Source organism: Sporosarcina sp. P3 (assembly GCF_002743415.1).
GTDB classification, from domain to species: Bacteria; Bacillota; Bacilli; order Bacillales_A; family Planococcaceae; genus Sporosarcina; species Sporosarcina ureae_A.
This window is the reverse complement of record NZ_PDZE01000011.1, coordinates 11,970-37,289: the sequence shown is the minus strand read 5'-3', so window position 1 is coordinate 37,289 and position 25,320 is coordinate 11,970. Positions and strand designations below refer to the sequence as shown.

Below are 25,320 nucleotides of genomic sequence, written 5' to 3'. Positions count from 1 at the left end.
CAACAGAGGAGACTTGTATTCAGCTTGTGTTTCGGGTAAACTGAAGAAAATAATGAAGGCCATGATAAGGAATAGTACTTCTTACACTACTTTTTAGAGAGCAGACGGCTAGTGCAAGTCTGTAGGAGTGGAGAACGAACTCGCCTTTGAGCCTGTATTGGTGAATACTTGTAACTAATACCGTACTCCGCGTTAAGGAATCAAGTTGGATGGTGTAATCCGTCAATTTGGGTGGTACCGCGGGAAACTATATAGACTCTCGTCCCTTTATAGAGGGACGGGAGTCTTTTTTTATCTGTACGCGCCAATGCAAGAAACAGAAATTAGACTACATTGGAGGAATTTTTGACATGAGTTATAAACACACGCAAATTGAAGAGAAATGGCAAAAGTATTGGAAAGATCATGATACATACAAAATGACAGACGATCCTTCCAAGCCTAAATTTTATGCGTTGGATATGTTCCCATATCCGTCAGGCGCAGGTTTGCACGTTGGACACCCACTTGGCTATATCGCAACAGATATTTTAAGTGCATTCAAACGTAAGCAAGGATATAACGTACTGCATCCAATGGGATGGGATGCGTTCGGATTGCCTGCTGAGCAGTATGCGATTGATACAGGGAATGATCCAGCAGAATTTACAGCGAAGAACATTGCGACATTTAAGCGCCAAATGCAAGATCTCGGGTTTTCGTATGATTGGTCTCGTGAAATCAATACAACAGATCCAAGCTATTACAAATGGACACAGTGGATTTTCATTCAACTGTATAAGCGTGGTCTTGCGTATATCGATGAAGTCGCTGTCAACTGGTGCCCGGCATTAGGAACAGTACTGGCGAACGAAGAAGTCATCGACGGTTTGTCAGAGCGTGGAAATCACCCAGTTGAACGTCGCCCGATGCGCCAATGGGTTTTGCGTATTACAGAATATGCAGATCGTCTGTTAGAAGACTTGGATGATTTGGATTGGCCGGAAAGTCTAAAAGACATGCAACGTAACTGGATCGGACGTTCTGAAGGTGCCCAATTGAAATTTGAAATTGCAGACACAGAGCATTCATTCGAAGCATTCACTACACGCCCGGATACGATTTTCGGTGCAACGTATGCCGTGTTGGCTCCTGAACATAAATTGGTCAGCGCGATTACTACTGATGCACAGCGTGAAGCGGTAGAGAAATATATAGAGTCAGTAAAATCTAAGAGCGATCTTGAGCGTACAGACTTAGCGAAGGACAAATCTGGCGTATTTACTGGAGCGTATGCCATCAACCCGGCAAGCGGCGAGAAAATGCCAATCTGGATTGCAGACTACGTATTGGCTACGTATGGTACAGGTGCGATCATGGCAGTTCCTGCACATGATGAGCGCGACTATGAGTTTGCGAAGAAATTCGATTTACCGATTGTGGAAGTGGTTGCAGGCGGAAACATTGAAGAAGAAGCATACGCCGGAGAAGGCGAGCACATCAATTCGGATTTCTTGAATGGTTTAGGCAAAGAAGAAGCTATTACGAAATCTATTGAGTGGTTTGAAGAGAATGGCACGGGCGAACGCAAAATCACGTATCGTCTGCGCGACTGGTTATTCTCCCGTCAACGTTATTGGGGCGAGCCGATTCCTGTCATTCATTGGGAAGATGGCACGATGACTACTGTTGACGAATCGGAATTGCCATTGATGTTGCCGGTAACAGATAATATCAAGCCGAGTGGAACAGGTGAATCACCACTTGCCAATATTACGGAGTGGGTCAATGTAGTCGATCCGGAAACGGGGATGAAAGGTCGTCGTGAAACGAACACGATGCCACAATGGGCAGGAAGCTGCTGGTATTACTTACGTTATATCGATCCGAATAATGAGGATATGATCATTGATCCGAAATTGGCTGAGCGTTGGTTGCCAGTTGATATCTACGTAGGTGGAGCGGAGCACGCGGTTCTGCATTTATTGTACGCTCGCTTCTGGCATAAAGTCTTGTACGATATTGGTGTAGTACAAACGAAAGAGCCATTCCAAAAGCTCTTTAACCAAGGAATGATTTTAGGCGAAGGCCATGTGAAAATGTCTAAGTCGCTAGGTAACGTCATCAATCCGGATGATATCGTTCATTCACACGGTGCAGACACATTGCGCATCTATGAAATGTTCATGGGACCACTTGATGCATCGAAAGAATGGTCAACGAACGGTCTAGACGGATCTCGTCGTTTCCTTGACCGCATTTGGCGTCTACTCGTCAATGAAGACGATACATTGACAGATAAATTGACGGATGAAACAGGTGGGCCTCTTGAGAAAGTCTATAATCAGACGGTCAAGAAAGTAACGGAAGATTTCGAAGCTATGCGTAATAACACAGCGATTTCTCAATTGATGGTGTTCATCAATGAAAGCTATAAAGTAGAGAAGTTGCCGAAAGCATACATTGAAGGATTCCTTCTATTAATTTCACCTATCACGCCTCACTTGGCAGAAGAACTGTGGTCGAAACTAGGTCACACAGACACGATTGCCTATGCACAGTGGCCGACGTTCGATGAAACTAAATTATCGGATGACACAGTCGAAGTGGCGGTACAGATCAACGGTAAGATTCGCGCGAAAATTACGGTTGATAAAGATTGTTCGAAAGAAGAGTTGGAGCAAGTAGCTTTGGCGAACGAAGACGTGAAACAATGGATGGAAGGCAAGGAATTGAAGAAGATCATTGCGATTCCAGGACGCCTTGTCAATATTGTAGCGGGTTAATGAAATGTAGAAAGCCGGTTGGAGAATTATTTTCTCCGACCGGCTTTTTTGGTGGTGATCGTATGATTGGGGTTTGCGTTCTGTTGGATGGGGCGGGTGCTTTCTGTGTAACGTTGGCCGCTCTGTTGGATGGGGTTAGTGCTCAATGTGTTAGGCTAGTCGATCAATTGGACGGGCTGAGTGCTCAATGTGTTAGGCTGTCCGCTCTATTGGACGGGCTAAGCGCTCAATGTGTCACGCAATCCGCTCAATCGGACGGGCCAAGCGCTCAATGCGTCACGCGATCCGCTCAATCGGACGGGCTAAGCGCTCAATGCGTCACGCGATCCGCTCAATCGGACGGGCCAAGCGCTCAATGTGTGACGCCATCCGCTCAATCGGACGGGCTAAGCGCTCAAAGTGTCGCGCCATCCGCTCAATCGGACGGGCCAAGCGCTCTATCCGACACGCCATCCGCTCTATCCAACCATCCAACCGCTCATAAGACAACTCAAAGTCATCCCATTAATCCAGCATTCAGTCCGGCCAGACGACCTGTGACAAGAGCGGCGGTAATATTATAGCCGCCTGTGTATCCGTGGATGTCCAAAATTTCTCCGCAGAAAAACAATCCAACTTTCTTGCGTGAAGCCATTGTCTTTGGCTCCACTTCTTTTACTGAAACACCGCCGCCTGTAACGAATGCTTTCTCGATCGGTTGCGTGCCTGTAATGTGTACAGGGAATGCCTTCAGGAGTTTTGCGAGTGTCCGGATTGCCTCGCGCTTAATATCTATGCCGATTTCAGTTTCATTGATTTCTGCTTTCTTCAATAAAAATAATAACCACCGTTCAGGCACGAGACCTTTCAATGAAGTTTTCACTTGTTTTTTCGGTTCATCTTTTAAAATTTTTGCGATGGTCTGCGTCAATTGTTCTTCGTGTTGATCAGGTACCGAATCAATTTGCAGTAAAACGGGTTGCTTGCCGTTCTTCATTTGCTCTTTGACGACAAATTGACTACAGCGTAAAATCGCAGGACCGCTTAATCCGAAGTGGGTGAAGAGCATGTCCATTTGATGTGTCACGAGCGTTTTTCCTTTTTTATTTAATACAGATACTTTGACGTCACGTAATGCAAGGCCTTGTAAATCTTTAGACACAATAAATGGCTCGCGCGACAGCAATGGAACTTCTGTCGGGTATAGTGTCGTTACGGTATGACCTGCTCGTTCAGCCCAGGGGTATCCATCTCCTGTGCTACCTGTCTGTGGGACGGCTTTGCCTCCAACGGCAACGACTACTGCTTGAGCGCGTATTTCTTCGCCGTCTTCTAGCCGAACACCGAGAATCTTTTCGTCATCCATTACTAATTTCTGTACACGGCTTTCCAGACGTATTTCCACGCCTAGTCCATCCATTTGATTCAATAGGGCGTTGACGACATCTTTTGATTTATTGGAAACGGGAAACATTCGTCCGTGGTCTTCTTCTTTTAAAGGAACGCCAAGGCCTTCGAAGTAGTCGATGATATCCTGGTTGTTAAAGACAGAGAACGGTCCATATAAAAACTTTCCGTTACCTGGAATATGTTTAATGATTTCTTCTTGTGAGAGTTGATTGGTGACGTTGCAGCGACCGCCGCCTGAAATGGCTAGTTTATTGCCTAGTTTCCGTCCTTTTTCAATCAATAGAACGCGCTTTTTTTGCTCGGCTGCAGCAATGGAGGCCATTAACCCTGAAGGTCCGCCACCAATTACGATTACATCATACATTGTAGAACCACTCTTTCGTTTCATTTTATCTTTCATTATACACCATATGGGCATGGTTGCTTTTTGATTTGGACTTTAGATAAAGATTGTGCAAATGCGTGTCGAGGGGTAAACTATACAAGAATCTCTTTAGGAATGGAAGGAATCAATTATGGCATCAAATTTATTGAAAGGCACGGCCATTTTAACGATTGGCTTATTTTTATCGAAAGCACTCGGCTTACTCTATGTCATTCCGTTTTATGCAATCGTTGGAGAAAAGAGTGTCGGTCTCTATCAATACGCATACATACCGTATAATCTAGCGCTGGCGGTCGCAGTATCTGGAGCTCCACTCGCCATATCGAAGTTTGTCTCTAAATACAATGCGTTAGGGGATTATGCAACCGGTCGGAAATTGATGAAATCGGGTATGGTCATCATGTCTTTAACAGGCTTGCTGTCATTTCTTGCATTGTTCTTCCTAGCAACTCCGATTGCGGAACTCGTGATCAAGGACGAGGAACAGATTTTTACAGTTCAAGATATTGCTACTGTTATTCGCTGGGTCAGTTTTGCTTTGCTGGCAGTACCATTACTGAGTATTGCCCGTGGATTTTTGCAAGGGTATCAAAAGTTCGAACCCACTTCTGTTTCTCAATTAATTGAACAGATTGTGCGGATCATAGTGGTGCTAGTTGGCGCTTTCGTGGTCGTCAATGTACTGGATCTATCACCGAAAATCGCTGTACAGTTTGCCGTGTTTGCTGCATTTATTGGCGCGCTTGCTGGTTTATGGAGTCTCTACTATTATTGGAAAAAGTATCAGGATGAATTCAATTATTTGTTATCGAATAGTCCACCAGCGAGTTCAGTGTCATTGAAGCAAATATATACCGAGGTTCTGGCGTATGTATTGCCGTTTGTATTGGTCGGAACCATTAATCCGATCTATCAATTCGTCGACATGATCACCTTCAACGGCGCTATGAAATCGATCGGACTTTCTAGTGTTTCCGATTTATACTTAACGAAGCTGAACTTTTTAACACATAAGATCGTGATGATTCCCGTAATGGTCGCAACAGGATTTTCTATGGCGTTGATTTCCATTATTACGAAAGATTATACGTCTAACAATCAGAAGGGCATCACACGTTCACTTGATCAGACGTATCAGATCATGCTGTTCTTGACGATTCCCATGGTGATTGGATTAATTGTCTTAAACGATGAAGTCTATCAATTCTTATATGAGTATGATGTGGCAGGAGCGAGCGTCTTAGCTTCCTACGCACCGGTTGCTATTTTATTTGCGATGTTCACTGTAACGGCTGCAATTTTGCAAGGAATCGATCATCATAAATGGATCGTGTTCACTTCGTTGCTTGGGTTGCTTGTGAAGATGCTCATTAACATTCCACTGATTAAACTGTTTGAAGTGAACGGTGCGATCATCGCAACCGCCATTGGCTATTCGGTAGCGGTAGCTATCAACTTATTTGTCATTAAGAAAGCACTGAATTATAAATCCGAAATGGTCATCAGACGCTTGTTCTTGATTTTAGGATTCAACGCGGTGATGTTTGCGGGCGTTTGGTTGGCAAATAAAGGGTTAAACATGGTACACATTCCAGTAGGACGTTGGCAAGCTTTGTTGTATGTCATGATTGGCGCAGGTGTCGGTATGGTGATTTACGGGTTCTTGGCTTTCAAATCAGGTCTTGCCCAACAATTATTCGGAGATCGTCTGACACGTATGATGAGACGTATCGGGTTAGGAGGCTAATATATGAGATTAGATAAATTATTATCGAATACAGGGTATGGTTCACGTAAAGAAGTGCGACAGTTACTGAAAAAGGGAATGATCCGGGTGAATGGGGCAGTCGAAAAAGATCCTGCAAAGCATGTGGATCCGGATAGCGACGCGATTTCATTGCTAGGTGAAGAGGTCATCTATAGAGAATTTATCTACTTGATGATGCATAAACCGCCTGGTGTGTTATCCGCGACGGAAGACAATCGAGATCAAACTGTCGTGGATTTGCTTGGAAGTGAAGAGCGGCATTTCGCACCGTTTCCGGTAGGACGTTTGGATAAAGACACAGAAGGATTATTGTTGCTGACGAATGATGGGAAGCTTGCACATAATCTATTGTCACCCAAAAAAGAAGTGCCGAAAACATATTATGCAAAAGTGGCAGGAGTAGTAACGGAAGAAGATACTGAGGCTTTTGCGCGCGGTGTCATTTTAGACGATGCTTATGAAACAAAGCCTGGTGTTTTACACATTTTGCATTCTGCGGAAGAGTCGGAGATTGAATTAACAATCACAGAAGGAAAGTTTCACCAAGTGAAGCGAATGTTTGAAGCGGTAGGAAAAAAAGTGGTGTATCTGAAGCGTTTAACGATGGGGCCACTTGAATTGGATCCTGATTTGGAATTAGGGGAATACCGTGAGTTAACCGAAGAAGAATTGCTACAAGTAAAAGAAATAGATCGTTCCAAGCAAAAAGGCTGATGCAAAAGCGTCAGCCTTTTTTGCGTTGTACACGTGTATATAGGAGTTTAGATCAGGAAGATAATTTCACTTTCTTGGACGTCGTGGTCCATTCGCCGCGGACTGAGCTCTTAATCAATTCATTGTACTCCAGAACGTTTAAGTCACGTTGGGCAGTGCGGGCTGAAATGTTGAATTCATCCGCCACGTCCTCCGTTGTTACTTTTCCGTTGTCTCGAATGAACAGATAGACATCTTTGATACGAATTAACATGCGATCGGTAGCTGGGTTCATCTAAGAAACCACTCCTTCATCTTCATATTTTCACGCCAACATTACAAAAGAAGACTGTTGGGGTATTCTTTGATAGTACCTTTCCTGATCTGCTCCTTATATTTAGCTATGCCAGAATAGTAAGTGAATGATTCTGACAATAGTAGTATAACGTATTTTATGTGAAAGCGCACATATTTTCGCTTATGTTTTTGAATAAATTAGAATAAATAGATTTTAAGTTACCAAGCTAGCGAATAATTCGAGTTAACTAGAAAAATGCTTTTTCCTCTATATAAGGTGTAATTGATTTTATTCGACAAACATGTGAAAATAGAAAAAGAGGAAACTGGCGGTAATTTGGCTGGAAGTTCCATAAAAGAAGGGGTGGCGGTTGTGTGATCTATTTCAAAGATGGGGAATTCCTAACAGAAGATCAAATGAATGTATCCGTGAATGATCGTGGCTATGTATTTGGCGACGGAGTCTATGAAGTCATTAAAGTATATGATGGTGCATTGTACACAGCGAAAGAACATTTGGAGAGATTGCTTGAGAGTGCTGAAAAAATTCGTCTGCGCCTGTCGTATACAATCGATGAGTTACTCGAAATTGTGCAAAAGCTTCAGTCTGATAATCAAATATCTGTGGGACATATTTACATACAAGTCACACGCGGTGTGGCGCCACGTGCACATCATTTTCCAGAAGATAGTGTCCCTGTCATGATTGGCTATGCAGTTGAAAATGCACGTCCGTTGGAAATCTTTCAACAAGGTGCTGCTATGAAGTCTGTTGAAGATATGCGTTGGCTTCGTTGTGATATAAAAAGTTTGAATCTGCTTGGCAATGTCATGGCGAAACAAGAAGCACTTGATCATGGATGTGAGGAGGCATTATTTGTCCGAGACGGGTTGGTGCGTGAAGGATCATCTTCCAATGTATTTGGTATAAAGGACGGTATTCTATATACACATCCTGCCAATCATTTCATTCTGAACGGAATTACGCGTCGTGTCGTTTTGCAAATAGCAGAGAGTCTAGCTATTCCTGTTAAAGAAGAAGAATTTACACTGTCTCAAGCTTTACGTATGGATGAGTTTTTCTATACGTCGACAAATGCTGAAATTACACCGGTTGTGACTATAGACCAACAACCTATTGGACAAGGAATTCCTGGGCCGTTGACGAGAAAGTTACAAACAGCATTTGAGGCGCAAATTCCGAAGTTAGTAGTAGCTGGCGATTATAAGGAAAGAGAAGCAAATGGCCCAGCTAGTTAAACTCGCGGACTATATTTCCCGATACGAAAATGACTTAACTCGTTATCCGACACAATTCATCCGTCTGAAGCGCTATCAGTGGAAACGCATTAAAAATCAATGGGAGCACGGCGTTGATTTGTATGCGGAGCAAGCGGCTACTTTTTCTGAAGAGGTACAAGAACCTTCGAAATGGTATACAGCGTTATTCAAGAAATGGCGTAAACAAACAGATGTGGAATGGACACATGAGTCCACTAGTTCAGATGAAGAGGTAGAAGCCCAAGAGGATGACATGGATTTCCGAGCTTCGATAGCTAGTCAACCTACAACGATTGAACAGTTAAAGAAAGTTTATCGCGATCAATTATTTAAATTCCAGTTAAAGTGGGCGAGTTCTACATTGTATGACCGGTCACGTGTAGATCCGCGGTATTTCTCTGATCCATTATTGAAGCAATTAACACTTCGTTTACCCGATAGCTTTTTGTTATTTTATTATCCAATCGTCAAAGTCAATAAGGCACCTGTCGAGTTAGATATCATCTTGTTGGCCCCTACTACATGCTATTGCATTACAGTGCTTGAAGATGAAAGAATGGCTGCGTACATAGGTAGTGGCGAAAGGTTTTGGTCAAAGAAGTTCGGTGAAGAAGAAGTGAAAGTGCTGAACCCTACGATTGCGCTCAGCAGGATGGAGAAAGTAGTTTCATCATTTTTTAGAGCGGCGAAAGTGGAAATGCCGATCAAGAAGCTGATTGTTTCTAGAAATGGCTATATTGATTATCCTGGGACTCTGTTTGAAATGACAACAGTTGACCGCAAAACGTATGAACAGTGGCTGGCCAAGTTATGCAATAATCCAAGTCCTATGAAGCATACACAATTTAAAGCCGCGCAAGCGATTTTAGATCATGCACAGACTACAGCGATGAGTCGTTTGTTTGACGCGGAAGAGATCGCGGAAGAGTAATAGAATAGAAATTATAGAAAAAGAGAGAGTGTACTGATTATGCGTTTACGAAATAAGCCTTGGGCGAAAGATTTCATGGCAGAGCATCCGGATGTATTGATTTTGGATCCGGAAGGCAAAAAAGGTCGCTGGACGGAAGAGTTTGGAAACGATGCGCCGATCCATATTGAAGTAGGTACAGGTAAAGGTCAATTTATCATTGGCATGGCACTTGCTAATCCAGAGATTAACTATATAGGGATCGAACACTTCGATAATGTGATCGTATCCGCGTTAGAGAAAGCGATTGAAGCGAAAAAACCTTCTAATCTTCGGTTGATGCGTGTCAATGGAGAAGAACTAGAGTCTCTTTTCGTAGGATCAGAAATTAGCCGCGTCTATTTAAACTTTTCTGATCCGTGGCCAAAAGACCGCCATGAAAAACGTCGTTTGACACATCCAAACTTTTTAGCGAAATATGAAGGTGTTTTGAAGACGAATGGAGAAATTCACTTTAAGACGGATAATCGTTCGCTATTTGAATATTCTCTTGTCTCGATGACGGACTACGGTATGAAATTACGATCCGTTTCACTCGATTTACATGCAAATATGCCAGAAGATAATGTGTTAACCGAATACGAGGAAAAATTTTCAAGTAAAGGTCATCCGATTTATCGTTTGGAAGCACAATATCAGAGCTAATTCTGATAGATTAGAATTGAAAAACTGTTGGACGTTGTACTTTTCCGCTGGATCTAGAAGGGTTCCGTGGAAAAGTACAATGTCCATACGACAGTTACTAAAGGAATGTAGGGAGGAATTATTTTGGATCAATTAACTTTTCATGATATGAAACTAACATGGCTTGACGGTGGCGTGAACTTTTTAGACGGTGGTGCGATGTTCGGTGTCGTTCCGAAGGCTCTCTGGTCAAGACGCTATGAAGCAGATGAAAACAATTTGATTGAACTACGAACAGACCCAATCCTTATTCAATATCAAAATAAAAACTACTTAATTGATTCCGGTATCGGGAAAGGTAAGTTGGACGACAAGAAAAAGCGTAACTTAGGTGTACGTGCGGAGACGCGTGTAGAAGAAAGCTTAGAAGAACTCGGTATGACGCCGGATGATATCGATGTGGTGTTAATGACTCATCTTCATAACGATCACGCAGCGGGTTTGACGCAGTGGGAAAACGATGAGCTTGTGTCGGTATTTAAGAATGCCAAGATCTACACTTCACAAGTCGAGTGGGATGAAATGAGAGAACCAAATATTCGTTCACGTAATGCGTATTGGAAAGAAAACTGGGAGCCGATTCAAGATCAAGTTACGACGTTTGACGAGGAGCTTGAAGTAGTGCCAGGCATTAAAATGATTCATACAGGTGGTCATAGTAACGGGCATTGTGTGATTAAGCTGGAGCAGGATGGCGAGACGTTGATTCATATGGCGGATATTATGCCGACGCATGCGCATACGAATCCTCTATGGGTACTAGCGTACGATGACTATCCGATGGACTCGATTTTCGCAAAAGAGCGCTTGATGAAGGAAGCGCTTCCAAATGATTATGGGTTTATTTTCTATCATGATGCGGTGTATCGCATGGCGAAGTTTAGTGAAGATGGCAAGACGATTGTGGATAGCTTGCCTCGTACGCGGTGAGGGATAAGATCAAGATCCATTGCAAGTTCAAGTGATTGAACGTGGGGAGCGCCGTTGATCAACGTTCCAGGCGGACGCTTTCCTGTGGGATTGGCCTTCAGCTGATCTACTAGAAGTCGCTGCCTTTCACTTACGATCAACTGGTTTTATCATTCCATTTTGGAACGTTTATGTAATGGTAAAAATTAAGTGCTAAAGACAGATCCCTTTTTACGAGGGGTTTGTCTTTTTCTATATGAAGAAGTTCCTTTTAAAATAGAGAAGACCGGTAACTTGGTGATACTCTGAACTTTCTTACGCAAAAAGAGGCCATCGCGAGAAGTAGATACTTCTCGCGATGGCCTCTTTACGTATATTGGATTATGGATTACTGACGAACTAGCTCTACGACAGTGCCTGTTTTCGCATCTGCTGCGAATTCAAATTGCTCTAGCTTGCCGTCTTTCATGCGGGAAACGCCACCACGGTAAACGTCCATAGAAATTACGTGGTTTGTGTAAGGTTCTGGTTTCATAACGATCCAAGAACCGTCGATTGGTCCTTCTTCTGTAAATGCGTCTTTTACCTTTTTCAATACGTTGTCAGCAGGTACTTCTTCATTGTAACGATTAAATGCCTCATTCACTACTACGCCTGCAGCAACTCCAGTTAAAATTCCAGCTAAAAAGTCTTTTACTCTCATGGCTAATTGCAGCCTCCTTCGCAAATCTTTTCTTATAGTGTAACATAGTTTAAAAGTGCATGGCGATTCTAAAGTATTTCCCACTTCATTAATCGGTAGAATATGGCACTTTTGTGTAAAGCAAATTCGTAACCTAATTAGTATTCATCTGTTTGGTATGTGGATATAATACACATAGACAATAAAAAAGTGAGGGATTTAGATGAAAAAAGAAACGTTGGAATTATTTCGTACATTGACTGAACTTCCGGGCGCACCAGGTAATGAATACCGTGTCCGGGCTTTTATGCGTGAGCAGTTAGCACAGAACGCAGATGAGTTGATTCAAGACGGTCTAGGTGGCGTGTTTGGTGTTCGACACGGACAAGAAGATCAGCCGAAAATTATGGTTGCTGGACATATGGATGAAGTCGGCTTCATGGTAACAGGTATTACGGATAACGGGATGCTTCGTTTTCAGCCGTTAGGTGGCTGGTGGAATCAAGTATTACTAGCACAACGAGTCCAGATCATTACGGAGAATGCAGAAATTCCGGGCGTGATCGGCTCTATTCCGCCACATTTGCTGAGTGACGCAGAGCGTAGCAAACCAATGGATATCAAAAACATGCTGATTGATGTCGGTGCGGATGACAAAGCAGATGCTGAAAGTTTCGGCATTCGTCCTGGTCAGCAGATCTTGCCGATTTGTCCGTTCACACCGATGGCTAACCCGAAAAAGATTATGGCCAAAGCATGGGATAACCGATATGGTTGCGGTCTTGCCATAGAACTGTTGCAAGAAGTGAAAAATGAAACGTTGCCGAACACATTGTATTCAGGCGCAACAGTTATGGAAGAAATCGGCTTACGGGGCGCACAAACGGCAGCGCGCATGATCGATCCCGACTTATTCTTCGCACTCGATGCCAGTCCCGCAAATGATGCAAGCGGCAATAAAAACGAATTCGGTCAGTTGGGCCAAGGCACGTTGTTGCGCATTATGGACCGCTCGATGGTGACACACCGTGGTATGCGCGAATTCATTTTGGACACTGCTGAAACTCACAATATACCGTATCAATACTTTGTATCCCAAGGCGGTACGGATGCAGGGCAAGTACATGTTGCGAATGACGGCGTGCCAAGTGCAGTCATCGGTATTTGTTCACGCTACATCCATACAGCGGCTTCCATTATCCACACAGATGATTATGCAGCAGCGAAGGAATTAATTACAAAGTTAGTAAAAGCGTGCGATAAAACTACCGTAGAAACGATTAAACAAAACTGCTAAACAACGAGAAATGGGGCGGTTGAATGAAATTTGTTCTAGGTTCTGAAAATCAGGCGAAAAAGCGTGCGGTAGTTCATATCATCAAGCGCTTTCTAGAAAACAGCACCATTACTTCCGCATCTGTTCCGTCAAGCGTCAGCGCTCAGCCGATGAGTGCAGAGGAAACACGGCAAGGCGCAATCAATCGTTCCATCGCTACAGCAAAAGATGCTTACGGTATTGGGTTAGAGGGGGGTGTCCATATGATGGGGGACACGATGTATCTCTGCAATTGGGGCGCCCTCACCACACCGGAAGGCGAAACATTTACTGCTGCTGGAGCACAAATCCCTTTACCTGAAGAGTTAGCCGATGAAATTCACCGGGGTAAAGAATTAGGTGAAGTGGTAGATGCCTATTTTAAAAAGCAAAATGTTCGCATGACGGAAGGCGCGATGGGGATGTTGACGGCACAACTCATACCGAGAGATGTTTTATTTGAACATATCATGCAATTATTGATCGGCCAGCTGCTGTACAGCAAGTCGCTACAGAGCTGACGATTGCAATAGCGACGGGGTGCGATTAGAATAGGACTGATAGAAAATTGAACGAAGGTAGAGAAGGGGGGAACCTGAATGTTGCGAAGTGGAAAGGTTTTCTTGCTGTTGCTACTAGCTGTCGTATTGGTAGGATGTAATCAGAAAGTGGAAGTCCGTACTGATGATGCGTTTGTTTCAGCGAAAAAAGCATTTGAATTAAATAGCAAAAAAACGAACCAAACAGTGGGCGATATTGATTTCTATAAACCGCCAACTCTACGAATAGATAAAGAATCTATTTCCCAAAAGATTGTGTTAACTAAGCGAAACGATTCATTTTATCTTACAGTTAATCCGAATGAAAAGAAAAACAGTCAAGTGTATTATGACGTACTTTTGACGGATGAACCGGATCATTTAGTAGGTGCACAAACATTCTCAAAAGACGATGCTTTTGGCTTCGTTGCGGTGATTCAAAAAGGTGAGAAGCAAGTAGAGCTAATTGCAAACGTAGGCGGAGCGAAAGTGGAAACCGTGACGAATGAAGCGAATACCGATGCCTACTTAGGAAAGATGATGGAAATTGCTCGTTCGGTTCAGCATGACGATCGGTAAATATTATAAGAGTAGTGAAGGAGAGGGTTAACGAATGGAAGCTGAAGATTTGGTAGAAGAACTAAAGAAGCGCTTACCTAAAGAGAACTTTGATTGGCAATTTGACCGACAGGCAGACAAATTGCGGATTGTCCACCATACTCTTCATAAAGGTATGGATATTTCATTACCTGAAATTTTATCTAAGTATGAGCAAAAAAAAGAACGTGCAATTGATGAAGTGGTGTATACCATCCAAGAAACGTTTCGCGCAATGGAGCAAGAACAAGCAAAAGGATTTGCAGGAGAAAACACGATTTATCCTGTCATCCGTTCGACTTCATTCCCAACGGAAAGTTCTGCTGGACAAGCATTCTTAACGAAAGACCATACAGCTGAAACACGGATTTTCTACGCGCTGGATTTAGGGAACACCTATCGCTTGATCGATCAAGGAATGCTTTCCGATCTGCAGATGACAGAACAGGAAATACAAGAGGTCGCTATGTTTAGAGTGAAGACGTTGCCGACGGCTTATAAGCAGGACGTCGTATCGGATAATATCTTCTACTTCATCAACAACAACGATGGCTATGATGCGAGCAGAATATTGAATCAGCCATTTATGAAAGAAATGGAACAGAAGATTGAAGGTCATATGGTCGTTTCTGTTCCTCATCAAGATGTGTTAATTATCGGAGATATCCGGAATGAGACGGGATATGACGTCGTGGCACAAATGGCTATGCAGTTTTTCACAACAGGTGCTGTACCTGTTACGTCACTGTCTTTCATTTATGAAGATGGTAAACTTGAACCTATTTTCATTATGGCAAAAAATAGATTGGCAAGAAGGGATAAGAAAAAATGAATATATTTTATAATCCAGAAGGTGTTGGCGATGTATTGTTCGTTCAACTTACAACAGAAAGACCGACAGCACTTACTACTGAAAGAACAAATAATGTTACGTTAATCAAAGACGAAAAGACAGGAACTGTAGTAGCGTTCAATTTATTTGAAGCATCTAGCTATTTCACAGTTTCAGCAGTAGGACAAGTAGAACTGACTGAAGAGCTTGGCGAACAATTACAACAAGCATTAAAGAAAAATGACATCGATTTGGAATTAGAATTAGACTTCACTCCTAAATTCGTTATAGGCTATGTGGCTGAAAAAGAGAAGCATCCAAATGCAGATAAATTGAACATATGCCAAGTAGACGTAGGGGAGGAGACGCTACAAATCGTTTGTGGCGCACCTAATGTGGAAGCTGGACAAAAAGTAGTTGTCGCAAAAGTAGGCGCTGTAATGCCTTCAGGTATGATCATTCGTGATGCGGAACTTCGCGGTGTGGCTTCATCAGGTATGATCTGCTCTGCTAAAGAACTCGATCTGCAAGATGCTCCAGATGCAAAAGGAATCCTAGTAGTGGAAGATGATCGAAAAGTCGGGGAAGCATTCCAAGCGTAAGTTGAAAATATATCCATTATAAAAAGCTTTTGCACAAGGCTCGTTAAGCTTGTAGCAAAAGCTTTTTTGTATTATTGTTACAAAGGGTTACAAATCATCATTTTATACAGAAAGTACATAGAACTGTTTGATTTACCTACTAGTAACCTGTTAAAATGAAATGATTGATATGAAAAGAGTGATATATTTGAGCTGGCTACGGAATATGAAGAGACGCCTTCAACAAATGCAAGAAGGCGCTGAAAAAAATAACCCTTTAAAAGAACAAACAACTACTGAAAATAATAATGTAAATCATAATGAAAACCTAAACAAAAATGAAGAATTTGATGATAATAAAAAAACCAACTTTCGATTTCCAATCGTTTCGGATTATGAAATTTACGGATGGGAACCGCAAGTCCATCATGATGAATACACAAAGGACTATTTACAAGAAGAGGTAGCGGAAGAAGATATATATGAAATACTTCCTTTGGAACAAAATGAACGTTGGCCGGGGCGTTATGAGCGAAGCGGAAACGTCTACCGGGCAAAAGAGAAACGGGATTTTGCTCATATTATTCCACCTACGTCTAATCCATTGCCACTTCCTTTTTCCGGAAGAAAGCGCGAGCGTGTACAACATTCAGAACCGCAACGTATTGAACCTACTGATTCCAAGCGACCTGAAGTAGAGGCAACATCTCGCCAGAAGGAAGAATCTGTGAAGACAGAGAAACCGAAGAGATTTAGAAAGCCGTTTACGCCTACACATGTGCCTTCACCTATCTATGGATTGCACACTAGTTCTCCAATCAGTGAGGCTATGGAATCGGTTATAGAAAAGAAAGATACGAAAGATCAAGAACTGCATAATCAATTAGAAAATCATGAAGAAGAATTGCCATTGTCGTTGATTTCCAATCAACGTTCAAATGAAACACCTCTATTTGCTAGTTCATCAGAAAAAAGACAGTCTGAAATGTCTTCAGCGCAAGAACGCACGCAAAAAGTAGAAGAATCTACATCAGAAGAATCTGAAGAAGCTACGCAACGAGTGGAGCAGACTGAAGAAATACCAGTGGTACAAGAAGAGTCAGTGGAAGTAGCTGAACACGACGATGTGCATGATGAAATCGAAGAAACTGAAGAAGCAATGGCAGAATTAGAAGCTGCCGTAACAATTGTCGAACCAGAAAAATCGCAGGAAGTCTTTGCACAAACAGAAGATGTAGAGCGGACTCCATCGGTAACAGAAGTGGAAGAGCAGGACGATGTTGCAACAGAAACAGAAGAAGTCATAGTAGATCCAGAAGCATCCGTTACGGTTACAATTGAAGAAGTAGAAGAAGTAGAAGAAGTAGAAGAAGTGGAAGAAGAAATAGATGAAGAAGAAATAGAATTGGATGAAGTAGAATCCAAAACAGATGACATAGATGAGCAAGCACAACCAGTTAAAAAAGAAAAAGTAGTACCTTTTAATGTGTTGATGCTAAAATCCGATAAAGAAAAATTAGCGGCAAGAGTAGAAGAGCTCATTGCAGCTAATGCAGCGAAGAATGAAAGAGTAGAAGAAGAGCCAATGGAAATAGTATCAGATCACACTATAGCGGAACAATCTGAAGCCCTACAGGATATACAACCGGTACTACCAGAACAACAGAAAGATAGTGTAGAACCGAGCGTGGAAGAAGTAGAATCCATGGAAGAACCCGTGTCCGTTGCAGTAGAATCTGACGTTGAAGTGGCAGAAATGGTCGCGACGACTTCTGAAACGATTGTAGAAGAACCTGAAGAGGAAATGATCGAAGAGGAACCACCACATTATGGATTCCCGACGATGCACTATTTAGCACCGCCGGAAGAAGAAATCATGGATGAAGAGTGGCTTACGTCGCAGTCTGCTACGTTAGAAGAAACGCTTTCTCATTTCTCTGTACAGGCGACTGTTGTTCAAGCTGTGCAAGGTCCTGCGGTCACCATGTTTGAGTTAACGGTCAAGCAGGGGACGAAGGTAAGTAAAATCCGAAACCTAACCGACGACTTAAAATTGGCTTTGGCGGCTAGAGACATTCGGATTCAAGCTCCTATTCCTGGTACAAGTATGATTGGTATTGAAATCCCAAATCGTAAAACACGTGCTGTTCGAATTTCAGAGGTTATTGATAGCGATCCATTTATGAGTTCTGACTCCCCTCTTGAGGCGGTACTTGGACTGAGTTTGACAGGGGAGCCGCAAACGATTGATCTACGGAAGATGCCGCACGGAATGATTGCGGGGGCAACAGGCTCTGGTAAATCCGTCTGCATCAACTCACTATTAATTAGTTTGCTGTATAAAGCTTCGCATCATGATCTGAAACTATTGCTCATTGATCCGAAAATGGTAGAACTGGCACCATACAATGGTATTCCTCACTTGTTGAGTCCGGTTATTACGGATGTAAAAGCAGCGACTGCTGCATTGAAATGGGCAGTCAATGAGATGGAAAGACGTTATGAACTGTTTGCGCATTCCGGTGTACGTAATATTGAACGCTACAACGAAATGGTCATGGAATCACGACGTTTCTCTTTAAAGATGCCTTATATTTTAGTAGTAATTGATGAATTAGCGGATTTAATGATGATGGCACCTGCGGATGTAGAAGTGTCGATCAGCCGAATTACTCAAAAGGCTAGAGCGTGTGGTATTCATTTAATCATTGCGACACAGCGACCTTCTGTTGATGTCATTACCGGAACGATCAAAGCCAACATCCCGACTCGCATAGCATTCGCTGTGTCTTCACAAGTAGATTCACGAACAATTTTGGACTCGGTAGGGGCGGATCGTTTACTTGGTAAGGGGGATATGCTGTATTTGGGCAATGGCCAATCGGCTCCTGTCCGTCTTCAGGGGACATTTGTCACGGATGATGAAATCGAGCGTATAATAGAACATGTTCGTAATGAAGCAGAACCGAATTACTTATTCGGCCAAGATGATTTGCTGGCGGCGGCTGTCCGAGAAGAAGAATCGGATCCGTTATTTGAGCAAGCCTGTACGTTTGTCATCGAGCAGGGGAGTGCATCCACCTCGGCATTACAGCGCCATTTCAGCATCGGTTATAACCGGGCGGCAAAGTTGATCGATCGAATGGAAGCGAATCAATTTATATCCGAGCAAAGAGGGAGCAGAGCGCGCGACGTCTTTTTGACGGAACAAGCATTTGAAAGCTTCATGAAATAATGAATGCATAGTTCGTGTCTAGTGGTTTGATCGAACGCATGACACTCTATGACAAGAAATAATCTTCGGGTCTATTACGGGGCGATTGAAGATAAAAAGTGGGATGAAAGAACTCCCGGGAGGTTTCAATATGACATTGTTACATTTTACTGGCATAAAAGGATCAGGAATGAGTTCCCTTGCCCAGTTACTACATGACTCATCTTATAAAGTGCAAGGTTCTGACGTAGAAAAATACTTTTTTACAGAAGATCCTTTACATGAACGAAACATAAAAGTTTTACCATTTGACGAAAATAATATTCAACCGGGCATGAAAGTCATTGCGGGAAACGCATTTAAGGATGATCATCCTGAATTACTACGCGCAAAAGAACTAGGGATCGAAGTTATTCGTTATCATGACTTCCTAGGCGACTACATGGAGCAATTTACTTCCATCGGGGTTACGGGAACGCATGGTAAAACCTCTACAACAGGCTTGCTGTCACATGTATTGGGTGGCTTTGCGCCGACTTCTTATTTAATTGGAGACGGTACAGGTAAAGGCGTCGAGAATGCGGAGAACTTTGTTTTTGAAGCGTGTGAATACAAACGTCACTTTTTGGCATACCATCCAGACTATGCAATCATGACGAATATTGATTTCGATCATCCGGATTATTTCACCAGTTTGGACGATATTTTGGATGCTTTCGGACAGATGGCAAGTCAAGTGAAGAAGGCGTTAATCGCTTGCGGTGATGACGAGAATCTTCAGAAACTTCAATGTCAGGTTCCGATTGTCTATTATGGCTTGGATTCATCCAATGATTTCTACGCAGCGAATATTGAAAAAGATCAAAATGGCTGCTCGTTTGATGTGTTCATTCGAAATGAATTTTATTACCGTTTCACGATTATGTTGACAGGTGACCATGCGATTCGAAATGCTTTAAGTGTCATTACACTATGTCATTATGAAAATATTCCAGCTGAAATTGTCAATGAACGTTTTGCGACGTTTACGGGTGTGAAGAGACGATTTACTATTATGGAATTAGATGGCCGTGTCATCGTGGACGACTATGCACATCATCCTACTGAAATCCGCGCAACATTGGATTCAGCACGTCAAAAGTATCCAAATCGGGAAGTAATCGCGGTATTCCAACCGCATACATTCAGCAGAACAGCTGCGATGCTAAATCAATTTGCAGACAGTCTTTCTGAAGCAGATCATGTGTATTTATGTGATATATTCGGATCGGCAAGAGAGCAATCAGGAAATTTAACGATTCATGATTTAATTGCTAAAATTCCTAATTCCCAACATTTGAAAATAGAAGATATGTCAGATTTAGAAGCGCATCAACAGGCTGTCATCTTATTTATGGGAGCTGGAGATATCCAGTTATATTTAAAACAATTTAAGTCTGATATAACGAAAGAAGAAACAGCCTAATCTTTTTGAGAGGGCTGTTTCTCATTTTCTTCAGAATTTATTTCGTTTGATGAAGGATATCAATCAGTTATGTCGAATAGAAGTATAGGACGAAAAGTTTAGAAACTCTGAAAGAAGGGTAAAGTTTTCGTAAGAATATGCTCTAGGAGGATTACGTAAGTGATCAATTTACTTTACGTTGCAGCAGTGATTGCCGCAATCGCATTTCTTATTCTTTGTGTAAGTCTAGCTATGACACTAGGGTCGTTAAAGACATCTTTGCAAAGTGTCTCGCATACAGTAGATGGCTTAACAAAGCAATTAGAGGGAGTGACTACAGAAAGTACACAGCTCCTTCAAAAAACCAATCAGCTGGCGGAAGATTTACAAGGAAAAGCCGACAAGCTGAACACTGTGGTGGATGCGGTGAAAGGGGTAGGTGACTCAGTGAACACGCTTAATCAGTCCGTTCACCGAATTTCGAGCTCAGTAACTACTAAAGCCGAACAAAACAGTGACAAAATTGCGCAAGTAGTACAGTGGGGAACCGTGGCAGTTGGTCTCTATGATCAGGTAAAGGAACGGCAACCTGAAAAGTCTGCTGGTTGGACAGTCTACAAATCGCGCTCCTAGTACAAGCATTTTCCTTTCAAATGTACCAAAAACAGTTAATTCACAGGAGGAATAAACAATGACAGAAAACAAACCGAACTATAACGACAACCAAGGTAACTACTCAAATACTTATGGACAGCCACAATACCCAGCGAACTACACATATCGTTCAACAAATGATTTGTATGATGAAGAGAGTAGCGGCACAGGTAGTTTCATTGCGGGCGCAATCATTGGTGGAGTCATCGGAGCAGCGACTGCATTATTCTTAGCACCGAAGACGGGCCGTGAAATGCGAGAAGATTTAACTTTGCAAGCGTCACAGTTAAAAGACAAGAGTATTGAATTAAGCTCAACGGCAAAAGATAAAGCGGCGGAGTTATCTAGTGCGGCAAAAGATTACACAGCGGACTTTACAGATACAGCTAAAGAAAAAACTACAGCTTTCACTACAGCTGCAAAAGAGAAGACTTCCGAGTTGTCTCATAACTTACAAGAGCAATCCGGACAGCTAGTAGACAAAGTGAAATCTGCTACTTCAAAAACTAGCGTTCCGATGGATGACGGTACAGTATCATCTGAAGGTGAAGAATCAACGGATTATAAAAGCACAAAAGAAAACAATGAAAAATCCGGAGAACTTTCAAAAGTAAAAGATGCTTCAAATAAAAATGAAGATCAAGCTAAAGCTAGCAAATCTTCAAACCAAAACAAAGACAATAAATCTTCTAAAGCAGATGCTTCTGCTAAAAAGGATACGAATCAGTCTAAAGCCAACAACTCCTCTTCAAACAACAAAGTTCATTCTAAGTAATAGCGAAAACCTTCCTTCACGGGAAGGTTTTTTCTATGCACACTGTTAGATAAGAGTCATAAGAAAAAGCTACGCTGTGCGATTTTTATGCACAGCGTAGCTTTTATTCAAATATAATTTCTAGTTGATCTCCACCGAAGATGAGTTCATTGAAGCCAATGGAATCGCCATTACGCAATAATCGATAGTTGGCGGTAGATTGAGTAGGTAATGAAAAGTCGGTGAATGAAAATATATCACTGAATAGTATAGGAGAGTTGGGTAAGGACTTGAACTCCACCTGATCGTTAGGTTGTACTTGGTAATCAAGACTCGCCAGTTGTCCGTTTACATAAGTAGCAGTTCGTTGTTTTGTAATCACTACTGGTTCCCCATTGAACGTAACGTCAGCGCGTTCTTCTAGAATGATCTCTAAATCCTTTGCTATTTCCTTCAATGAAAGAAAAGTAGGCTGATGCATTTCAATGATATCATTTGCGCAGATCCGATAATCGTCGGAGACTTCTTGTCCGTTTGCAATATAAACCGTCTCATGCTTCCTTAGGCGATGGGGTGTACCGTTCCATGTAACGGTGAACGGCTCTGACTGCGGACTTGTATGAGACGTGATCACATCTTTTATTCTATTAGCCCGATTCACTGTCAATTCATCCCGGTCCATAATGGTAGTATCCAAGGTAGCAGGCTTTCCGTTTAGCAAAATGTGCCCAGTAACTGTCTGAATTACCCCGTCCAATTGAAAACGAATCGATTCGGGCGCGTCTACCAAGTCTCTGACTGTCGCTGAGGCGTCTGTGCCGTCTTGACCGAACAATAGCTCAATACTGTCTAGATGGCCGACGCGATCCTTAGTGCTAGCCTCAGTGCCGTTTAACAAGATAGTTGTAGATGAGCCGTGCCCGCCAGGAAGTGTTCTCCATTGCCCATTTACTTTTACGGTCAGTGCAAGTCCAGGTTTCCCATATAACTGACGGGCGGTAATGCGAGCCGCAAGCAATGTATCGCCTACTGTAAGCTCTTTTAGCTCGAATAATCGAATGGATTGGTCGTTGACTGTTAAAGAAATGTAATGAATCGGAGCTCTTTGCGCCGCGATGGCAATACCGATCGGCGTGACGAGTGCAGGAGAAGCTTCGATCTGATCGGAGAGAGTAACCCCTGAAAGCGCATCGAGACTGCGAATAGCTACTCGGTTTTCAGGAAGATCTAATTGCGTACTCAGTTCTTTCGTCAGTGTAGGCGTTAGTCCTCCGCCTCCAACAATCATCACGGCTTGCGGGGGTGAGTTATGATTCAGCCGTTTGATTTCATTCGCAATGGATAACGCTAGTTGTTTCACTGAAGGTCTCATGACTTCGATCGCTTCTTCTGACGGTATTTCCTGTTCAAATCCTAAAATATCTTGAACTGTCAAGATCTCGTGATGGTGGATTTGTCGTTTCATTTGTTCAGCTAAAGGAAAATCGAGCAAGTAGTGTGTGCTTAGTGTTTCGGTCATTTCATCTCCTGCAATAGGTACCATTCCATAAGCTGTCACCGTATTTTCACTAACAATGGCAATATCTGACGTGCCAGCTCCGATATCGACTAATGCGATATTCAATCTTCTCATGGAAGGGGGGACGAGTACATGAATTGCAGCGATCGGCTCGAGTGTTAAAGCTTCCATTTCCAAATCGGCACGCTTTAATGCGGCGAGTAAGGACTCCACCACTACTCGTGGCAAAAAGGTGGCAATGACTTCTACGGTCGCTGATTTCCCCGTTTGATCTATGAGACTACCAATCTTTTCATCTTGCAATTTATAGTATAAGACCGAATAACCTACGCAGTAATACTGATCATCCTCTTGCGATTGATGAGCAGATAATAATTTTTCTTGCGCATGTTGGACAGCTGATAATTCCAATCGGTTAATATCTTCTGTTGACATTAATGGACGATCTGAAATATCTACCGTCACAGTGCCTTCTGCTGTTTTCAATGAACGACCCGCTGCTGCCACACTGACGCGATGCAGAGGTCCGTGAATTTGTTCCAATTCTTCTTTGATTTCTTGAATTATAGATGCCACGCTTAAAATATTATGTATTTGTCCATCAATCATCGATCGCTCTTTATGTTCTTTTGCAATCAAGTCTACAATATGGAATGAATCGTTCTGTTCTTCCAGTATAATGCCTACAACCGAGCGAGTCCCGATATCAAGAGCGAACAACTTAGTAACCAGGATTTCCAACCTCTTTTCAAGTTTTTTCTGTGTGAAAATAGTGAATATTTATTTATTCGATGAAATTGCGTGACTTTTCTAAGAGTATTCATTATACTAGGTCTATTATATAAAAATGTACCATAGATTCCGGTGTTAGAAAAGGAAGATATGTACGGGGAGGAGACAGGTATTATGAGCAAGCAAGATTTAGGTGAGTTGAGAGGTACTATCGATCAGTTGAACTTAGATATTCTGAAATTGATCAACGAACGTACAGGCGTTATCCAAGAAATTGGTAAATTAAAAGAAAAGCAAGGTGTAAATAGATATGATCCGATTCGCGAACGCGAGATGCTCAACGTCTTGAAGAAGGCAAATCATGGTCCTTTACCAGACGGTATCCTTGAACAAGTATTTAAATCTATTTTCATGTCAGCACTTGAAGTACAGCAAGATGAGCAGAAGAATGCATTGCTCGTATCCCGTACTAAAAAGCCTGAAGACACGATTGTTGACGTAAACGGCCATAAAATCGGAGACGGACATCCTTCTTTCGTATTTGGACCTTGTGCAGTAGAATCTTACGAGCAGGTTTTGGCAGTAGCCAAGTCAATCAAAGCAAAAGGATTAACGATGATTCGTGGGGGAGCTTACAAGCCACGTACATCTCCATATGATTTCCAAGGTTTAGGCCTGGAAGGTTTAAAAATTCTCAAGCGAGTTGCAGATGAAACTGGACTTTCGATCGTCACAGAAATCATTACACCGTCACACTTAGAGGAAGCACTCGAATACATCGATGTGATCCAAATCGGCGCACGTAACATGCAGAACTTTGAATTGCTGAAAGAAGCTGGAATGGTCAATAAGCCAGTACTTCTCAAGCGTGGAATGTCTGCAACGATTTCTGAGTTCGTCAATGCAGCTGAATATATTATATCTAAAGGTAATACGGAGATTATGCTATGTGAGCGAGGAATTCGTACATATGAGACGGCAACTCGAAACACGCTGGACATCTCTGCTGTTCCCATCTTGAAGCAAGAAACGCACTTACCGGTATTCGTGGATGTCACACATTCCACTGGCCGCAAAGATTTATTGCTTCCGACAGCGAAAGCAGCAATTGCAGTAGGAGCAGACGGCGTTATGGCAGAGGTTCATCCTGACCCAGCCGTAGCATTATCGGATTCAGCGCAGCAAATGGATATTGAGCAGTTTGACAAGTTCTACGAAGAAATTACTCGCTTCATGAACACACACCAAACGATCTAAAACATCCAACACCGATCCTTTATTAGTAAAGGTCGGTGTTTTTCTGTATAGAATGACAG

The 25,320-nt window shown here is 42.5% G+C and carries 22 protein-coding genes and 1 other annotated feature; of the genes, 17 read left to right on the top strand and 5 right to left on the bottom strand.

Going from position 1 to position 25,320, the window contains the following annotated elements; genetic code table 11:
- The first annotated feature begins 52 nt into the window (after positions 1-52).
- Positions 53-270, top strand: a binding site (T-box leader).
- A gap of 80 nt (positions 271-350) precedes the next feature.
- Complete coding sequence (gene leuS / locus CSV61_RS13090) at positions 351-2,765, top strand: leucine--tRNA ligase (RefSeq protein ID WP_099639572.1); 2,415 nt, start codon at positions 351-353, stop codon at positions 2,763-2,765.
- 318 nt (positions 2,766-3,083) lie between these two features.
- Here leuS and CSV61_RS16875 read toward each other — a convergent pair whose 3' ends face one another.
- Positions 3,084-3,254 carry a hypothetical protein gene (locus tag CSV61_RS16875; protein ID WP_158233856.1) on the bottom strand — a complete coding sequence of 57 codons (171 nt, stop codon included), beginning with the start codon at positions 3,252-3,254 and terminating at the stop codon, positions 3,084-3,086.
- 7 nt (positions 3,255-3,261) lie between these two features.
- Positions 3,262-4,518, bottom strand: coding sequence for a BaiN/RdsA family NAD(P)/FAD-dependent oxidoreductase (locus tag CSV61_RS13085; protein ID WP_099639571.1), 1,257 nt, complete (start codon positions 4,516-4,518; stop codon positions 3,262-3,264).
- A 151-nt stretch (positions 4,519-4,669) separates the two neighbouring features.
- On the opposite strand from CSV61_RS13085, the gene CSV61_RS13080 reads away from it, so the two are divergent.
- Together CSV61_RS13080 and CSV61_RS13075 are read left to right on the top strand one after the other, a co-directional pair.
- On the top strand, positions 4,670-6,286 hold the full coding sequence (locus CSV61_RS13080) for a putative polysaccharide biosynthesis protein (protein ID WP_099639570.1): 1,617 nt from the start codon (positions 4,670-4,672) through the stop codon (positions 6,284-6,286).
- A 3-nt stretch (positions 6,287-6,289) separates the two neighbouring features.
- On the top strand, positions 6,290-7,021 hold the full coding sequence (locus tag CSV61_RS13075; RefSeq protein ID WP_099639569.1) for a pseudouridine synthase: 732 nt from the start codon (positions 6,290-6,292) through the stop codon (positions 7,019-7,021).
- Positions 7,022-7,073: 52 nt separating this feature from the next.
- Here the strand turns inward: CSV61_RS13075 and CSV61_RS13070 are convergent, their stop codons facing one another.
- Positions 7,074-7,295: a DeoR family transcriptional regulator gene (locus CSV61_RS13070; RefSeq protein WP_083032402.1), complete on the bottom strand. Its 222-nt coding sequence runs from the start codon at positions 7,293-7,295 to the stop codon at positions 7,074-7,076.
- Between the two features lie 377 nt (positions 7,296-7,672).
- Between CSV61_RS13070 and dat the strand changes: the two genes are divergently transcribed.
- From dat to CSV61_RS13050, 4 genes are all read left to right on the top strand, one after another.
- Positions 7,673-8,557, top strand: coding sequence for a D-amino-acid transaminase (gene dat / locus CSV61_RS13065; RefSeq protein WP_099639568.1), 885 nt, complete (start codon positions 7,673-7,675; stop codon positions 8,555-8,557).
- A complete protein-coding gene (locus CSV61_RS13060; RefSeq protein ID WP_099639567.1) occupies positions 8,541-9,509 on the top strand; it encodes a nuclease-related domain-containing protein in 969 nt (322 codons plus the stop codon). Before dat ends, CSV61_RS13060 begins: the two co-directional genes overlap by 17 nt.
- 39 nt (positions 9,510-9,548) lie before the next feature.
- A complete protein-coding gene (gene trmB, locus CSV61_RS13055) occupies positions 9,549-10,193 on the top strand; it encodes a tRNA (guanosine(46)-N7)-methyltransferase TrmB (protein WP_083032395.1) in 645 nt (214 codons plus the stop codon).
- Positions 10,194-10,316: 123 nt separating this feature from the next.
- Positions 10,317-11,162 carry a YtnP family quorum-quenching lactonase gene (locus CSV61_RS13050; protein WP_099639566.1) on the top strand — a complete coding sequence of 282 codons (846 nt, stop codon included), beginning with the start codon at positions 10,317-10,319 and terminating at the stop codon, positions 11,160-11,162.
- Positions 11,163-11,529: 367 nt separating this feature from the next.
- Here the strand turns inward: CSV61_RS13050 and CSV61_RS13045 are convergent, their stop codons facing one another.
- Positions 11,530-11,844 carry a peptidase M4 gene (locus CSV61_RS13045; RefSeq protein WP_083032390.1) on the bottom strand — a complete coding sequence of 105 codons (315 nt, stop codon included), beginning with the start codon at positions 11,842-11,844 and terminating at the stop codon, positions 11,530-11,532.
- A 202-nt stretch (positions 11,845-12,046) separates the two neighbouring features.
- Between CSV61_RS13045 and CSV61_RS13040 the strand changes: the two genes are divergently transcribed.
- The 9 genes from CSV61_RS13040 to CSV61_RS13000 all read left to right on the top strand — a co-directional run bounded on the left by CSV61_RS13040 (position 12,047) and on the right by CSV61_RS13000 (position 21,774).
- The gene (locus tag CSV61_RS13040; RefSeq protein ID WP_099639565.1) at positions 12,047-13,120 is read left to right on the top strand and encodes a M42 family metallopeptidase; all 1,074 of its coding nucleotides are present in this window, start codon (positions 12,047-12,049) and stop codon (positions 13,118-13,120) included.
- Between the two features lie 23 nt (positions 13,121-13,143).
- A complete protein-coding gene (locus CSV61_RS13035; protein ID WP_099639564.1) occupies positions 13,144-13,659 on the top strand; it encodes a DUF84 family protein in 516 nt (171 codons plus the stop codon).
- Positions 13,660-13,737: 78 nt separating this feature from the next.
- A complete protein-coding gene (locus CSV61_RS13030; RefSeq protein ID WP_083032382.1) occupies positions 13,738-14,256 on the top strand; it encodes a hypothetical protein in 519 nt (172 codons plus the stop codon).
- Positions 14,257-14,290: 34 nt separating this feature from the next.
- Positions 14,291-15,106 (top strand): DUF1444 domain-containing protein, encoded by an 816-nt coding sequence (locus tag CSV61_RS13025; protein ID WP_099639563.1) that lies wholly within the window; start codon positions 14,291-14,293, stop codon positions 15,104-15,106.
- Positions 15,103-15,708 (top strand): YtpR family tRNA-binding protein, encoded by a 606-nt coding sequence (gene ytpR / locus CSV61_RS13020; protein ID WP_099639562.1) that lies wholly within the window; start codon positions 15,103-15,105, stop codon positions 15,706-15,708. Before CSV61_RS13025 ends, ytpR begins: the two co-directional genes overlap by 4 nt.
- A 205-nt stretch (positions 15,709-15,913) precedes the next feature.
- Positions 15,914-18,922: a DNA translocase FtsK gene (locus tag CSV61_RS13015; protein WP_233193608.1), complete on the top strand. Its 3,009-nt coding sequence runs from the start codon at positions 15,914-15,916 to the stop codon at positions 18,920-18,922.
- Between the two features lie 130 nt (positions 18,923-19,052).
- A complete protein-coding gene (gene murC, locus CSV61_RS13010) occupies positions 19,053-20,366 on the top strand; it encodes a UDP-N-acetylmuramate--L-alanine ligase (protein ID WP_099639560.1) in 1,314 nt (437 codons plus the stop codon).
- 159 nt (positions 20,367-20,525) lie between these two features.
- Positions 20,526-20,978: a DUF948 domain-containing protein gene (locus CSV61_RS13005; RefSeq protein WP_099639559.1), complete on the top strand. Its 453-nt coding sequence runs from the start codon at positions 20,526-20,528 to the stop codon at positions 20,976-20,978.
- Between the two features lie 58 nt (positions 20,979-21,036).
- Positions 21,037-21,774, top strand: coding sequence for a YtxH domain-containing protein (locus CSV61_RS13000; RefSeq protein ID WP_099639558.1), 738 nt, complete (start codon positions 21,037-21,039; stop codon positions 21,772-21,774).
- 103 nt (positions 21,775-21,877) lie between these two features.
- On the opposite strand, the gene CSV61_RS12995 is transcribed toward CSV61_RS13000, so the two are convergent.
- Entirely contained in the window at positions 21,878-24,004 is a 2,127-nt protein-coding gene (locus CSV61_RS12995; RefSeq protein WP_099639626.1) for a cell division protein FtsA, read from the bottom strand.
- 174 nt (positions 24,005-24,178) lie between these two features.
- Between CSV61_RS12995 and CSV61_RS12990 the strand changes: the two genes are divergently transcribed.
- Complete coding sequence (locus tag CSV61_RS12990) at positions 24,179-25,261, top strand: bifunctional 3-deoxy-7-phosphoheptulonate synthase/chorismate mutase (RefSeq protein WP_099639557.1); 1,083 nt, start codon at positions 24,179-24,181, stop codon at positions 25,259-25,261.
- Positions 25,262-25,320: the final 59 nt, after the last annotated feature.